This is a genomic window from Streptomyces sp. NPDC040589 (genome assembly GCF_055594445.1).
On the sequence record NZ_JBVIWP010000014.1, the window covers coordinates 136,225 to 150,968 of the forward strand.

Sequence of the window (14,744 nt, forward strand, 5' to 3'; positions counted from 1 at the left end):
CCGCCGTTTCCCGGGTGTCAGTGCAGGGTGGCAGGATCGACCCATGCCAGACGCGCGCGATGTCACCCCCTACGACGCCCTGCTGCTGCTCTCCTTCGGCGGCCCGGAAGGCCCGGACGACGTGGTCCCGTTCCTGGAGAACGTGACGCGCGGGCGTGGCATCCCCAAGGAACGCCTCAAGGAAGTCGGGCAGCACTACTTCCTGTTCGGCGGGGTCAGCCCCATCAACGACCAGAACCGCGCCCTGCTGGACGCCCTGCGCAAGGACTTCGCCGACCACGGCCTCGACCTGCCGGTCTACTGGGGCAACCGCAACTGGGCGCCGTACCTGACGGACACGCTGCGCGAGATGGTCCGCGACGGCCGCCGCCGCATTCTGGTCCTCGCCACCAGCGCCTACGCCTCGTACTCGGGCTGCCGCCAGTACCGCGAGAACCTCGCCGACGCGCTCGCGGCCCTGGAGAGCGAGGCCCTGGAGCTGCCCCGGGTCGACAAGCTGCGGCACTACTTCAACCACCCGGGCTTCCTGGAGCCCATGATCGACGGGGTGCTGCAGTCCCTCGCCGAGCTTCCCGAGGGCGTCCGCGACGGGGCGCACCTCGCCTTCTCGACCCACTCGATCCCGACGGCCTCCGCCGACACCTCCGGCCCTGTCGAGGAGCACGGCGACGGCGGCGCGTACGTGAAGCAGCACTTGGACGTGGCGCAGCAGATCGCCGACGCCGTCCGCGAGCGCACCGGCGTCGACCACCCCTGGCAGCTCGTCTACCAGTCCCGCTCCGGAGCCCCGCACATCCCGTGGCTGGAGCCCGACATCTGTGACCACCTGGAGGAGCGGCACGCGGCCGGTGTCCCCGCCGTCGTGATCGCGCCCATCGGGTTCGTCTCCGACCACATGGAGGTCCTCTACGACCTCGACACGGAGGCCAAGGCCAGGGCCGAGGAGCTGGGGCTGCCGATGCGCCGCTCGGCCACCGTCGGCGCCGACCCGAGGTTCGCCGCCGCGATCCGCGAGCTCGTCGTGGAGCGGGCCGCCGTCGAGCGCGGGCAGGAGGTCACCCCGTGTGCCCTGGGCGCCCTCGGGGCGAGCCACGACCTCTGCCCGGTCGGCTGCTGCCCGGCCCGCGCCCCCCGGCCCGCCGCGGCGGGCGCCGACAGCACCTACGCGTGAGGAGTCCCGTGACCGACCCCCTGCACACGGACCTGCTCGAACTCGCCCAGGAGGCCGCCCGCCGCGCGGGCGCGCTGCTGAGGGACGGGCGCCCGGCCGACCTGGCGGTCGCCGCGACCAAGTCCAGCCCCATCGACGTCGTCACGGAGATGGACATCGCGGCCGAGAAGCTGATCACCGGCCTGATCGCGGAGCGCCGCCCGGACGACGGCATCCTCGGCGAGGAGGGCGCTTCCAGTGACGGCACGAGCGGCATCCGCTGGGTGATCGACCCGCTCGACGGCACGGTCAACTACCTGTACGGGCTCCCCACCTGGGCCGTCTCCATCGCCGCCGAGCAGGACGGCGAGACCGTCGTCGGAGTCGTCACGGCCCCGATGCGCGGCGAGACGTTCCACGCCGTGCTCGGCGGCGGTGCCTGGGCCACGGGCGCCTGGGACGGCGAGCGCCGGCTGGCCTGCCGCCCCGCGCCGCCCCTGGACCAGGCGCTGGTCTCGACGGGCTTCAACTACGTCGCCGAGGTCCGCACTCACCAGGCCGAGGTCGCCCGGCGCCTGATCCCGCTGCTGCGCGACATCCGGCGCGGCGGCTCGGCCGCGGTCGACCTGTGCGACCTGGCCGCGGGACGCCTGGACGGCTACTACGAGCGCGGTCTGCACGCCTGGGACCTGGCGGCGGGCGACCTGATCGCCCGGGAGGCGGGCGCCCTGACCGGTGGACGCCCCGGAGAGCGCCCGTCCGGTGATCTGGCGGTCGCGGGGACCCCGGGTGTCTTCGAACCCCTCCAGCGCCTCCTGGAGGACTTCGGCGCCTGGCACGACTGAGGTCGGCCCGGACCGGCGTACGACGGCCGACGCCGTGCTGAACACCGGGTGAACGGGCCCGTACGACGACGAAGCGGGCCCCGGCGCTGGATTCGCCGGGGCCCGCTTCGTACGGCCTGATCAGACGCTCGCTGCGCCGACCTCCACACCGTGCTCGGCGGCGAGGCGGCGCAGGTCGTCGAGCTCGCCCTGCTCCACCTCGACGAGGAAGTCGTCGCCCTCGTCGCGAGCCCGGTCGAGATCGGACTCGGTCGCCCTTATGCGCTGCAGAAGTCCTGCGGTGAATGCGTCCATGCTGCGCCCCCTCGTCCTGGGTCGTGGGTCGATGGCACGGGGGTGTGCCGTTCGGAAGGGACGATCACGTCGCCGGTGGATGCCCAGCGCCGCTGTGCTGGGCGGCGGCGGTGCCGGACACCCACGCCCGCTCTGCGGAAAAGCGGATTGGTGCGCACCGCATGGTGGTGCGGTGCCAGCAGAGTGTGATCGTGGGATGTAAAGCCGTCCTCCCCAAGCTCCCTTCCGTGGAAACCTAACCGGAGGAGAAAATCTCCTATTCCCCGCACCCGCACCCGCACTCACACCCGGGCCCGACCTCTCCCTCACCCGCCTTACCTCCGACTTATGGCCGAAAAGGGCAGGATGGAGGGCAACACACCAACAGACCGTCGAAGCCCCCTGCCCGCATGCGCCTGTGAAGCGCTGTGCGGGTGGACATGAGGAAGGACCAGGGACGTGCGCGTACTCGTCGTCGAGGACGAGCAACTGCTCGCCGATGCGGTGGCCACCGGACTGCGCCGGGAGGCCATGGCCGTCGACGTCGTGTACGACGGGGCGGCCGCCCTCGAGCGCATCGGCGTCAACGACTACGACGTGGTCGTCCTCGACCGCGACCTCCCGCTCGTGCACGGCGACGACGTCTGCCGCAAGATCGTCGAGCTGGGCATGCCCACGCGCGTGCTGATGCTCACGGCCTCCGGCGACGTCAGCGACCGTGTGGAGGGCCTGGAGATCGGCGCCGACGACTATCTGCCCAAGCCCTTCGCGTTCAGCGAGCTCATCGCTCGCGTGCGGGCCCTCGGCCGGCGCACCAGCATGCCCCTTCCGCCCGTCCTGGAGCGCTCCGGCATCAAGCTCGACCCCAACCGCCGCGAGGTCTTCCGCGACGGCAAGGAGGTCCAGCTCGCACCCAAGGAGTTCGCCGTCCTGGAGGTGCTGATGCGCAGCGAGGGCGCCGTCGTCTCGGCGGAGCAGCTGCTGGAGAAGGCCTGGGACGAGAACACCGACCCGTTCACGAACGTCGTGCGTGTGACCGTCATGACCCTGCGCCGCAAGCTCGGCGAGCCGCCCGTCATCGTCACGGTCCCCGGCTCCGGCTACCGGATCTGATACCCCGTGGCAGCGACTCCCGCGCCTCCGCAGGCGCCCCCGAAGCCCACCTGGGACCCCAGAAGGCCCGCGCCGCCCTTCCCGTGGCTGCGCCCGACCATCCGCATACGGCTCACGCTGCTCTACGGCGGCATGTTCCTGATCGCCGGCATCCTGCTGCTGTCGATCATCTACCTGCTGGCCGCGCAGGCGCTGAACGTGGGCAGTGAACTGCCCTTCAAGATCGTCGAGGGCAAGGTCACCAGCGACATCTGCAACCTGCCCAGCCAGGCCTCGCCCAGCGAGTTCAACCACGCCATGAACCAGTGCGTCAACGATCAGCGTCAGGCCGCCCTGGACAACCTGCTCAGCCGCTCGCTCCTGGCCCTGCTGGGCCTGGCGGTCATCGCCTTCGCCTTCGGCTACGCCATGGCCGGCCGGGTCCTGTCGCCGCTGGGCCGGATCACCCGCACCGCCCGCGCGGTGGCGGGCTCCGACCTGTCCCGCCGGATCGAGCTGGACGGCCCGGACGACGAGCTGAAGGAGCTGGCGGACACCTTCGACGACATGCTGGAGCGGCTGCAGCGCGCCTTCACCGCCCAGCAGCGCTTCGTCGGCAACGCCTCGCACGAGCTGAGGACGCCGCTGGCGATCAACCGCACGCTCCTGGAGGTGCATCTGTCCGATCCGGGCGCACCGATGGAGCTCCAGCAGCTCGGTAAGACGCTGCTGGCCACCAACGAGCGCAGCGAGCGGCTCGTCGAGGGTCTGCTGCTGCTCGCCCGCAGCGACAACCAGATCGTGGAGCGGGGCCCGGTGGACCTCGCCGAGGTCGCCTCGCAGGCCATCGACCAGGTGCACGGCGAGGCCGAGGACAAGGGCGTGCGGATCCGTGGCGAACAGAAGCCGGCGGTCGTCCAGGGCAATGGCGTGCTGCTGGAGCGGATCGCGCTCAACCTGGTGCAGAACGCCGTGCGCTACAACGTCGCCGAGGACGGCTGGGTCGAGGTCACCACCGAGGTCCAGCACGGCCAGGCGCTCCTGGTCGTCTCGAACACGGGCCCGGTCGTGCCGGCGTACGAGATCGACAATCTCTTCGAGCCGTTCCGGCGGCTGCGCACGGAGCGCACGGGCAGCGACAAGGGCGTCGGACTCGGTCTGTCCATCGTCCGGTCCGTGGCCCGGGCGCACGGCGGGCATATCTACGCCCAGCCACGTGAGGGAGGTGGGCTCGTGATGCGAGTCACGCTGCCCATCTGAGATCATGTCGCCGATCAACTCGGCGGTGCACGGGGATGTTCGCTTTGCGCGGAATTTCTGAGGCCTCACCTCGGGCACCCCGTGTGTGATCGATCACAGGGGCGCCTTTCCGGCCATCTACTCTCCGTGATCATGAGTCCTGTCGGAAAGCCGGGAAAATCCCGGTTTTCGGGGGTCTTGATCACGGGAAGTACAGGGTGAGACGCCTTTGAGGTGCGGCATTCGGACCGTGTACGGTCCCCATCGCCATCCAAGCCGATCACTCGTCAGGAGTCCGGTTGGGTGTCGATTGAGTAACAGACCTTGATGTGAGGCAAAATCTCCGCCTCAGGTCGGGCACAAGTCCGGCCTCTCACGCGTTACGTGCGCTGGAGACACCGCAGACACCCAGAGGGGGAGAGCGACCATGGCAACCGATTACGACACTCCACGCAAGACCGATGACGACGTTGACTCGGACAGCCTCGAAGAGCTGAAGGCTCGCCGGAACGACAAGTCGGCTTCCGCAGTGGACGTCGACGAATTCGAGGCCGCCGAAGGCCTCGAGCTGCCCGGAGCCGATCTCTCGAACGAGGAGCTGGCCGTCCGGGTGCTCCCGAAGCAGCAGGACGAGTTCACCTGCATGAGCTGCTTCCTGGTGCACCACCGCAGCCAGCTGGCCCGGGAGAAGAACGGTCAGCCGATCTGCCGCGACTGCGACTGAGGGCGGGTCGGCCGTGACTGGCTCGACCCCTCCCTGGAAGCGCCGCTTCTCCAAGCGGAAGGCGGACGAAGGGCCGATGGACGGCCCGCAGCACGGCGTGCGTGACGACGAGCGAGGCCCAACCGGTACGGGGGCGGCCTCGCTCGAACCGGCCTCGGACCGGGGTGACCTCCCGGCGTCCGTGGATGTCCCCGTGCCCGTCGCCCGACGGCGGGCGGGGACGATCCGGGGGAGGGCCAGGGAGAGCGCCCGCAAGGGCGGTGTCCGGGCCCGGGCGGGGCTCGCGTACCTCGCCGACCGGATCATCGAATTGTCGCCGCGGATCCCCGTACGGGACCTGGCGACGCTCCGCAGGCAGTTCCCGGGCCTCGGGCCCGAAGAGCTCGCGGACAAACTCGTCGCGGGCGCGGCGAGCGCGACGGCCACGGTCGGAGCGGGCATCGGTGCGGCCGCGATGCTTCCCGTGCCGCCCGCGTTGCCGACGGAACTGGCCGCCGAGGTCACCGGCGTCGCCGCGATCGAGCTGAAGCTGATCGCCGAACTCCACGAGGTCTACGGCGTACGGCCGCCTGGCAACCTCAAGCAGCGCAGCACCGCCTATCTCGACTCATGGTCCGGAGAGCGCGGGATCGACGCGACCAAGCCGTCGACGCTGAGCGTGGCGCTGAACAGCCGCATGAAGCGGGAGCTGCGGCAGCGGATCATGAAGCGGATGGTCCGCAGCATGCCGAACCTGATCCCGTTCCTGGTGGGCGCGGCCGTGGGGGCGGCCATGAACCGCAGCGAGACGAGAAAGCTCGCCGCCCGGATCCGTGCGGACCTGCGCAAGCTCCAGGTGCCCTGGGAGGCCCTCGAGGCGCTTCCCGCCCTGGAACGTCCGGCGGACGCCCTGGAGATGGGCGAGATCACCAGCGACCCTCTGGGCCGCCGCGCGGACGCGGAACGCGACGACAAGGACGACAAGCACGACGACGGGCGCTGAAGCCCGCCCGTCCGCCGTCGGGTGAAGCCTCGCTCGGATGTACTACTCCGGCTTCGCCTGCTTCGTGGCCCTCAGCGCCTCCGCCAGACGCTCCGGCTCGCGGGTGGACAGATACAGGTACGGAGTCGGGTCCTCCGGGTCCGTGACCTCCACGCGCAGGGCCGTGGGGATGTAGGCCCGCAGCAGCAGGAAGGCGCGCGGGTCGGCCTTGTACGTGCGCCAGGCGCGCGCCTCCTCCGCGTCCAGGATCTCCGCCTCGCCCAGCGCCGCCAGCGGGATCTTCGCCTCGCCCGCGATCAGTGAATCGCCCACCACACGGATGCGTACCGAGCCGTACGAACTCGCGGCGACGGCCGCGACCGCGGTGCCTCCGGCCAGGCCGCCGAGCATGGGCAGCGTGCCGAACGGAAGCAGGATCAGGGCCATCGAGACGCCGACGAGGAACGAGATCAGCCACCACGTCCGGGGGGCGGTGAGGCGTTCTTCGTACGGGGCGGCGGAGAGCTGCATGGAGCCAAGCTTGACACGGTGTCCGGAACGGGCCGACGCGCGGGTAAGGTCTCCGGCTGTGAGTCGTACTTCCGCAGCTCTTCAGCCTCCGGCCGACGCCGTGCGACCGGTGCGACATCCGGACGCTCCGGCGCCCGGTGAGCTTCTCGGCGCGCACTACGGCCAGTGTTTCGGCTGTGGCGGCGACCAGCCGCACGGGCTGCACCTGGAGGCGCGGGCCGGCGAGGGCGTGTCACTCACCGCCGAGTTCACCGTGCGGCCCGCCCACCAGGGAGCCCCCGGCCTCGCGCACGGCGGGGTGCTCGCCACCGCCCTGGACGAGGCTCTCGGCTCGCTGAACTGGCTGCTGCGGACGATCGCCGTGACCGGGCGGCTGGAGACCGACTTCGTGGGGCCCGTGCCCGTCGGCACCACGCTGCACCTTCAGGCGGAGGTGACGGCGGTGGCCGGGCGGAAGATCTACTCGACCGCGACCGGACGCGTGGGAGGCCCCGATGGGCCCGTCGCCGTGCGCGCCGACGCGCTCTTCGTCGAGGTGAAGGTCGACCACTTCGTCGACCACGGCCGCCAGGAGGAGATCCAGGCGGCCATGAACGACCCGGACCAGGTCCGGCGCGCCCGTGCCTTCGAGGTGAACCCGTGAGCCCGGAAAGCCCCGTGAGCCCAGCCGGCCCCATGAGCCCCACCGACCCCGCGAGCACGGAAAGCCCCATGACTCCCACGAGCCCCGTGAGCCGTCAGCCCCTGGACGTGCTGATCCGGCGCGTCGACCCGGACGTACCCCTTCCGTCGTATGCGCAGCCCGGTGACGCGGGAGCCGATCTGCGCACCACCGAGGCGTGCCAACTGGAGCCGGGCGAGCGGGCCGTGCTGCCCACGGGAGTGTCTGTGGCGCTGCCGGAGGGGTACGCGGCCTTCGTGCACCCGCGATCCGGTCTGGCCGCCCGCTGCGGCGTCGCCCTGGTGAATGCCCCGGGGACGGTTGATGCCGGGTACCGTGGGGAGATCAAGGTGATCGTGGTAAATCTCGACCCGCGCGAGGCCGTGCGGTTCGAGCGCTTCGACCGGATTGCCCAACTGGTAGTCCAGCAGGTCGAGAAGGTTCGCTTCCAAGAGGTGGCAAAACTTCCCGACTCGGCGCGGGCCGAGGGGAGCTTCGGGTCCACCGGAGGCCATGCGGCGGTGGACGGGACGAGCGGCACAAGCGGTCAGGCCGCCCTGGGCGGTCGGACGGGTGGGAATCGATACGCTTCGGTCGTATCCGACCGGGAAGGACAGTGACGTGTTCGGACGTCGCAAGAATAGGGATGCCGCCGAGGACGCGGCCGGCGAGACCGAGCAGGTCGTCGACGGTGTCGACAGTGAGGCGGACGAGAGCGAGCGCCTGAGGCTCGAGCCGGCGCCGCGGCCCGACGGGCCCTGGGACAGCTCCGAGGTCCACGATCCGGCCGAGGGCCGGGTCGACCTGGGCGGGTTGTTCGTGCCGGGCGTCGAGGGCATGGAGCTCAGGGTCGAGGTCGCGGGTGACGCGATCGTGGCGGCGACGGTGGTGCTGCGCGACAGCGCCGTCCAGCTGCAGGGCTTCGCCGCGCCCAAGCGTGAGGGCATCTGGGGCGAGGTGCGCGAGGAGATCGGCTCGGGCATCACCCAGCAGGGCGGCATCGTCGACGAGGTCGAAGGTCCGCTGGGCTGGGAGCTGCGGGCCCAGGTGCCGGTGCAGCTGCCGGACGGCACCGGCGGCTTCCAGGTCGTGCGGTTCATCGGCGTGGACGGGCCCCGGTGGTTCCTGCGCGGGGTCATCTCGGGCCAGGGCGCGGTGCAGCCGCAGGCGGCCGGGCTGCTCGAGCAGATCTTCCGGGACACGGTCGTGGTCCGCGGCGAGGGCCCGATGGCGCCTCGCGACCCGATCGTCCTGAAGCTGCCGAACGACGCCCAGATGGTCCCCGAGGGCGTCCAGCAGGAGGAGGGCTCCCGCTTCGCCGGCGGAATGGGCCAGCTCCAGCGCGGGCCGGAGATCACCGAGGTCCGCTGAGGCGCGTGGAGACAGCAGGGCCGTACCCCCCCAGGGGTGCGGCCCTTTCTCATGCCTGCTCATGCGTGAAGCCTTGACGGGTCATTGGTCTGTACCTACGGTCTCCGTCCAACGCGTCTGTTCATAAAGGCGCTTTACGTTCACATACGAGAACGGAAGGCCCCCACCTATGCGCAGAACCGCACTGTCAGCGGCCGCGGCGGCCCTCGTCGCCGGTGTCCTCGCCTGGCCCGCCGACGCCGCTCCCAGCAGCTTCGTCCACCCCGGAGTCACCGTCTCCAAGGGGCAGCTGGACTTCACCCGCTCCAAGGTCAACTCCGGCGCCCAGCCCTGGAAGGGCGCCTTCGACCGGATGATGGCGAGCAAGTACGCCGACCTGAACCGCACGCCCGAGCCCCGGGCCGTCGTCGAGTGCGGTTCGTACTCCGACCCCAACCACGGCTGCACCGACGAACGCGAGGACGCGATCGCCGCCTACACCCAGGCCCTCGCCTGGTACGTCACCCGCGACGAACGGCACGCGCGCAAGGCCATCGAGTTGATGGACGCCTGGTCGGCCGTGATCAGGGACCACACCAACAGCAACGCGCCCCTGCAGACCGGCTGGGCCGGCTCCTCCTGGCCCAAGGCCGCCGAGATCATCAAGTACACGTACACCGGGACCTGGGCGAACTCCGGCCGCTTCGCCACCATGCTGCGGAACGTCTACCTCCCGGAAGTGATCAACGGCTCCAACTCCAACGGGAACTGGGAGCTGTCGATGATGGAGGCCGCCGTCGGCATCTCCGTCTTCCTGGAGGACAAGGCGTCGTACGACAAGGCCATGGCGAAGTTCCGCACGCGTACGGCCGCCTACGTCTACCTGGCCTCCGACGGTGGGCTGCCGAAGACCGTGCCGAGCCAGAACCTGAACACCCGGGAGAAGATCGTCCGGTACTGGCAGGGGCAGTCGACCTTCGTCGACGGGCTCAGCCAGGAGACCTGCCGGGACTTCACCCACACCGGCTACGGCCTCTCGGCCATCTCGCACATCGCCGAGACCAGCCGGATCCAGGGCCAGGACCTCTACGGCACCGACGTGGGCGAGCGGCTGCGGCACGGGCTCGGCTTCCACGCCAAGTACCAGCTCGGCGCCGCCGCCCCGGGCTGGCTGTGCGGCGGCTCGCTCAAGCTCGGGCTCGGGCCGGTCCCCGAGGTCGGGCACAACGCCCTGGCCAACCGCCTCGGACACCCCATGACCAACACCGAGACGCTGACCCTGCGGGGCCGCCCGGCCGGCAGCAACAACCTCTTCGTCGCCTGGGAGACCCTCAGCCACGGCGACAATCCCGCGTGAGGCCCTGACCCGCCGGGCGCGTCAGAGTTCCGTCAAAGACGGTCCGCGGCCGCGCCCGGCACCCGTATGCCGTATTTGCTGGCCGTAAGGTCGACGCTGCGCAAACAGCGGACCGGAAGACAATGAGGCCATGGCACGCGGCAAGTTTCGGATCTACCTCGGTGCGGCACCGGGCGTCGGCAAGACGTACGCGATGCTCTCCGAGGCGCATCGCCGTGTCGAGCGGGGCACCGACTGCGTGGTGGCCTTCGTCGAGCACTACGACCGGCCCCGCACCGAGGTGATGCTGCACGGCCTGGAGCAGGTGCCGCGCAGGCAGCTGGAGTACCGCGGCGGACTCTTTCCCGAGACGGACCTCGACGCCGTCCTGGCCCGCCGCCCCCAGGTCGCCCTGGTGGACGAACTGGCCCACACGAACGTCCCCGGCTCCCGCAACGCCAAGCGCTGGCAGGACGTGGAGGAGCTGCTCGCGGCCGGGATCGACGTGATCTCGACCGTCAACATCCAGCACCTGGAATCCCTCGGCGACGTCGTGGAGTCGATCACCGGGGTGCGGCAGCAGGAGACCGTGCCCGACGAGGTGGTACGGCGGGCCGACCAGATCGAGCTGGTCGACATGTCGCCCGAGGCGCTGCGGCGGCGGATGGCGCACGGCAACATCTACAAGCCGGACAAGGTCGACGCGGCCCTCTCCAACTACTTCCGGCCGGGCAACCTGACCGCCCTGCGGGAGCTGGCGCTGCTGTGGGTGGCGGACCGGGTCGACGCCTACCTCACCCAGTACCGCAGCGAGCACCGGGTGTCGAGGATCTGGGGCTCGCGCGAGCGGATCGTCGTCGGCCTGACCGGAGGCCCGGAGGGGCGGACGCTGATCCGCCGGGCGTCACGTCTGGCCGAGAAGGGCGCCGGCGGCGAGGTACTCGCCGTCTACATAGCCCGCAGTGACGGGCTGACCTCGGCCTCGCCCAAGGAACTGGCGATGCAGCGGACCCTGGCCGAGGACCTCGGCGGCACCTTCCACCACGTCGTGGGCGACGACATACCGGCCGCCCTGCTCGACTTCGCCCGCGGCGTGAACGCCACCCAGATCGTGCTGGGCTCCTCGCGCCGCAAGACCTGGCAGTACGTCTTCGGGCCCGGCGTCGGCGCGACGGTCGCCCGGGAGTCCGGGCCCGACCTCGACGTGCACATCGTCACCCACGACGAGGTCGCCAAGGGCCGCGGACTGCCGGTGGCCCGGGACGCGCGCCTCGGGCGCTCCCGGCGGGTGTGGGGCTGGATCGTCGGCGTCGCGGGCCCGCCGGCCCTGGCGGCGCTGCTCAACACCGTCGACCTCGGCCTCGCCAACGACATGCTGCTGTTCCTGGCGCTGACGGTCGCGGCGGCCCTGCTCGGCGGGCTGCTTCCCGCGCTGGCCTCGGCGGCGGTGGGATCGCTGTTGCTGAACTACTTCTACACACCGCCGCTGCACCGGTGGACCATCGCCGACCCGAAGAACATCGTCGCCATCGTGATCTTCGTGGCCGTCGGTGTGGCGGTGGCCTCCGTGGTCGACCTCGCGGCCCGCCGCACCCACCAGGCGGCCAGGCTGCGGGCCGAGTCCGAGATCCTGTCCTTCCTCGCGGGCAACGTGCTGCGCGGTGAGACCGGCCTGGAGGACCTGCTCGAACGAGTCCGGGAGACCTTCGGCATGGAGTCGGCGGCCCTGCTGGAACGGGCGAGCGACGTCGAGCCGTGGACCTGCGCGGGCCGCGTCGGGCAGGGACATCCCGTGGAGCGGCCCGAGCAGGCGGACGTGGACATGCCGGTCGGGGACCATATGGCGCTCGCGCTGACCGGCCGCGTCCTGCCCGCCGAGGACCGCCGGGTGCTGGCCGCCTTCGCCGCCCAGGCCGCCGTCGTACTGGACCGCCGCCGGCTCCGGGAGGAGGCCGACCGGGCCCGCGCGCTCGCCGAGGGCAACCGCATCCGTACGGCTCTGCTGGCCGCCGTCAGCCACGATCTGCGCACCCCGCTCGCCGGGATCAAGGCGGCCGTGACCTCCCTGCGCTCCGAGGACGTCGAGTGGTCCGAGGAGGACCGGGCGGAACTGCTGGAGGGCATCGAGGAGGGCGCGGACCGCCTCGACCACCTCGTCGGCAACCTGCTCGACATGTCCCGCCTCCAGACCGGCACGGTCACCCCGCTGATCCGCGAGATCGACCTCGACGAGGTGGTGCCGATGGCGCTCGGCGGGGTGCCCGAGGGCAGCGCCGACCTGGACGTGCCGGAGACTCTGCCGATGGTCGCCGTGGACCCGGGGCTGCTGGAGCGGGCGATGGCCAACCTGGTCGAGAACGCCGTCAAGTACAGTCCGTCCGGCTCGCCCGTGCTGGTCGCCGCCAGCGCGCTCGCAGACCGGGTGGAGGTGCGGGTGGTCGACCGGGGGCCGGGCGTCCCCGACGAGGCCAAGGACCGCATATTCGAACCCTTCCAGCGCTACGGCGACGCCCCGCGCGGCGCCGGCGTGGGTCTGGGGCTCGCGGTGGCACGCGGCTTCGCCGAGGCCATGAGCGGCACCCTGAACGCCGAGGACACGCCCGGTGGCGGGCTCACCATGGTCCTCACCCTCCGCGCGGCGGGAACACGCCCGGAGCCGCTCCACGCGGCAGAACCCGAAAGGCAGGCCTCATGACCCGCGTCCTGGTGGTCGACGACGAGCCCCAGATCGTGCGCGCTCTCGTGATCAACCTCAAGGCACGCAAGTACGAGGTCGACGCGGCCCACGACGGCACCACCGCCCTCCAGCTCGCCGCCGCCCGCCACCCCGACGTGGTCGTCCTCGACCTCGGGCTGCCCGACATGGACGGCGTCGAGGTGATCAGGGGCCTGCGCGGCTGGACGCGGGTGCCGATCCTGGTGCTGTCCGCCCGGCACTCCTCCGACGAGAAGGTCGAGGCGCTGGACGCGGGTGCCGATGACTACGTCACCAAGCCGTTCGGCATGGACGAACTGCTGGCCCGGCTGCGGGCCGCCGTACGCCGGGCCGAGCCGGCCGGAGGAGGTGAGGACGACATGATCGTGGAGACCGACGAGTTCACCGTCGACCTGGCCGCGAAGAAGGTCAACCGCGCCGGGAAGGACGTACGCCTGACGCCCACGGAGTGGCATCTGCTGGAGGTCCTGGTGCGCCACAGCGGCCGCCTGGTCGGGCAGAAGCAGCTGCTCCAGGAGGTGTGGGGGCCGTCGTACGGGACGGAGACGAACTACCTGCGCGTGTACATGGCACAGCTGCGGCGGAAGCTGGAGGCCGACCCCTCGCATCCGAAGCACTTCATCACGGAACCGGGGATGGGCTACCGGTTCGAGAAGTAGCGCCTGAGGCACAGGGCTGCGTGCCTGTCAGCGCGCCCCGGTACGCTCTAGTCATGAGTGCTGTTCCTCGTTCGCAGAAGCCGGCGGGCCGGTTCCGGCGCATGCTCGACCGGCTCTCCTCGTCGCAAGAGGACCTGGAGTCCGAGGAGCTGCGGGAGGACACCGAGACGACCGGCTGTATCCGGATCGGAGACTGTCAGGACCGGCAGGTAGTGACGGTTACTGGTACCTTGCGCACGGTCACCCTGCGGCCGCGCGCGGGAGTCCCGGCCCTGGAGGCCGAGCTGTTCGACGGCTCCGCCGCGCTGGACGTGGTGTGGCTCGGCAGGCGCTCCATCGTGGGCATAGAGCCAGGGCGCAAGCTGATCGCATCGGGCCGGATCTCGATGAGCCGGGGCCGCCGGGTGCTGTTCAACCCCAAGTACGAACTGAGACCCCTCGGACGGGAGTAGCCGGTGACGTCGCTCGACAAGCCGACCGAAGAGACATCTGCGGACGACGCCCGGGCGGTGACCGAGGCCGCCCTGTTCGAAGCGTTCGGCGGCGTCCGGGGCATGGTCGAGACGGTGCTGCCCGGCCTGCTCTTCGTCACCATCTACACGATCAACAAGGACCTGCATCTGTCGGCGATCGCGGCACTGGCCGTGTCGCTGGTGCTGGTCGTGGTCCGGCTGGTGAAGAAGGACACCGTCAAGCACGCCTTCAGCGGTGTCTTCGGCGTCGCCTTCGGTGTCGTCTTCGCGATGATGACCGGCAACGCCAAGGACTTCTACCTGCCCGGCATGCTCTACACGCTGGGCCTCGGACTCGCGTACATCGTCACCACGCTGTGCGGTGTCCCGCTGATCGGGCTGATCCTCGGCCCGGTCTTCAAGGAGAACCTCTCCTGGCGCACGCGGAACCCCGGCCGTAAGAAGGCCTACGCCAAGGCCAGTTACGCGTGGGGTGCGATCCTGCTCGCCAAGTGCGCGATCCTCTTCCCGCTGTACTGGTGGGCCGACACCACGCAGCTGGGCTGGGTCCTGATCGCCCTGAAGATCCCGCCGTTCCTGCTCGCCGTGTGGCTGACCTGGGTGTTCCTGGCGAAGGCGCCCGCGCCGATCGACGTGTTCGCGGAGATGGAGGCCGAGGAGAAGGCCGCCGAGGAGAGGGAGCGGGAGGCCGCCGCCCGGTCCTCCGAGCAGTGAACTCCGAGAGCTGACCTCGA

Annotated in this window: 16 protein-coding genes; 14 read left to right on the plus strand and 2 right to left on the minus strand. The window is 70.7% G+C overall.

Going from position 1 to position 14,744, the window contains the following annotated elements; all coding sequences use genetic code 11:
- The first annotated feature begins 43 nt into the window (after positions 1-43).
- Positions 44-1,171, plus strand: coding sequence for a ferrochelatase (locus tag ACZ58V_RS38785; RefSeq protein WP_471295956.1), 1,128 nt, complete (start codon positions 44-46; stop codon positions 1,169-1,171).
- An 8-nt stretch (positions 1,172-1,179) separates the two neighbouring features.
- The gene (locus ACZ58V_RS38790) at positions 1,180-1,995 is read left to right on the plus strand and encodes an inositol monophosphatase family protein (RefSeq protein ID WP_468192314.1); all 816 of its coding nucleotides are present in this window, start codon (positions 1,180-1,182) and stop codon (positions 1,993-1,995) included.
- Positions 1,996-2,115: 120 nt separating this feature from the next.
- Here the strand turns inward: ACZ58V_RS38790 and ACZ58V_RS38795 are convergent, their stop codons facing one another.
- The gene (locus ACZ58V_RS38795) at positions 2,116-2,289 is read right to left on the minus strand and encodes a hypothetical protein (protein ID WP_189721794.1); all 174 of its coding nucleotides are present in this window, start codon (positions 2,287-2,289) and stop codon (positions 2,116-2,118) included.
- Positions 2,290-2,727: 438 nt separating this feature from the next.
- Between ACZ58V_RS38795 and ACZ58V_RS38800 the strand changes: the two genes are divergently transcribed.
- The 4 genes from ACZ58V_RS38800 (at position 2,728) to ACZ58V_RS38815 (ending at position 6,305) form a co-directional block, all read left to right on the plus strand.
- A complete protein-coding gene (locus ACZ58V_RS38800; RefSeq protein ID WP_468192313.1) occupies positions 2,728-3,381 on the plus strand; it encodes a response regulator transcription factor in 654 nt (217 codons plus the stop codon).
- A 6-nt stretch (positions 3,382-3,387) separates the two neighbouring features.
- A complete protein-coding gene (locus tag ACZ58V_RS38805) occupies positions 3,388-4,620 on the plus strand; it encodes a sensor histidine kinase (RefSeq protein ID WP_468192312.1) in 1,233 nt (410 codons plus the stop codon).
- A 406-nt stretch (positions 4,621-5,026) separates the two neighbouring features.
- Positions 5,027-5,323, plus strand: coding sequence for a DUF4193 domain-containing protein (locus ACZ58V_RS38810; protein ID WP_003993510.1), 297 nt, complete (start codon positions 5,027-5,029; stop codon positions 5,321-5,323).
- Between the two features lie 13 nt (positions 5,324-5,336).
- Positions 5,337-6,305 carry a hypothetical protein gene (locus ACZ58V_RS38815; RefSeq protein WP_471295959.1) on the plus strand — a complete coding sequence of 323 codons (969 nt, stop codon included), beginning with the start codon at positions 5,337-5,339 and terminating at the stop codon, positions 6,303-6,305.
- 42 nt (positions 6,306-6,347) lie between these two features.
- On the opposite strand, the gene ACZ58V_RS38820 is transcribed toward ACZ58V_RS38815, so the two are convergent.
- Positions 6,348-6,815 (minus strand): DUF3093 domain-containing protein, encoded by a 468-nt coding sequence (locus ACZ58V_RS38820; protein ID WP_471295961.1) that lies wholly within the window; start codon positions 6,813-6,815, stop codon positions 6,348-6,350.
- Positions 6,816-6,873: 58 nt separating this feature from the next.
- Here ACZ58V_RS38820 and ACZ58V_RS38825 point away from each other — a divergent pair, with 58 nt between their 5' ends.
- The 8 genes from ACZ58V_RS38825 to ACZ58V_RS38860 all read left to right on the plus strand — a co-directional run bounded on the left by ACZ58V_RS38825 (position 6,874) and on the right by ACZ58V_RS38860 (position 14,724).
- Positions 6,874-7,458: a PaaI family thioesterase gene (locus ACZ58V_RS38825; protein WP_215118087.1), complete on the plus strand. Its 585-nt coding sequence runs from the start codon at positions 6,874-6,876 to the stop codon at positions 7,456-7,458.
- Positions 7,459-7,544: 86 nt separating this feature from the next.
- Positions 7,545-8,096, plus strand: a complete 552-nt coding sequence (dut, locus tag ACZ58V_RS38830; protein ID WP_471295962.1) for a dUTP diphosphatase — start codon at positions 7,545-7,547, stop codon at positions 8,094-8,096.
- 1 nt (position 8,097) lies between these two features.
- Entirely contained in the window at positions 8,098-8,847 is a 750-nt protein-coding gene (locus ACZ58V_RS38835; RefSeq protein WP_468192306.1) for a DUF3710 domain-containing protein, read from the plus strand.
- Positions 8,848-9,016: 169 nt separating this feature from the next.
- Positions 9,017-10,183, plus strand: coding sequence for an alginate lyase family protein (locus ACZ58V_RS38840; RefSeq protein WP_468192305.1), 1,167 nt, complete (start codon positions 9,017-9,019; stop codon positions 10,181-10,183).
- Between the two features lie 130 nt (positions 10,184-10,313).
- Positions 10,314-12,857, plus strand: a complete 2,544-nt coding sequence (locus ACZ58V_RS38845) for a sensor histidine kinase (protein WP_471295966.1) — start codon at positions 10,314-10,316, stop codon at positions 12,855-12,857.
- The gene (locus ACZ58V_RS38850; protein WP_468192302.1) at positions 12,854-13,537 is read left to right on the plus strand and encodes a response regulator; all 684 of its coding nucleotides are present in this window, start codon (positions 12,854-12,856) and stop codon (positions 13,535-13,537) included. Before ACZ58V_RS38845 ends, ACZ58V_RS38850 begins: the two co-directional genes overlap by 4 nt.
- Before the next feature lie 53 nt (positions 13,538-13,590).
- Entirely contained in the window at positions 13,591-13,989 is a 399-nt protein-coding gene (locus ACZ58V_RS38855; RefSeq protein ID WP_432967461.1) for an OB-fold nucleic acid binding domain-containing protein, read from the plus strand.
- Positions 13,990-13,992: 3 nt separating this feature from the next.
- Positions 13,993-14,724, plus strand: coding sequence for a DUF3159 domain-containing protein (locus ACZ58V_RS38860; protein ID WP_468192300.1), 732 nt, complete (start codon positions 13,993-13,995; stop codon positions 14,722-14,724).
- Positions 14,725-14,744: the final 20 nt, after the last annotated feature.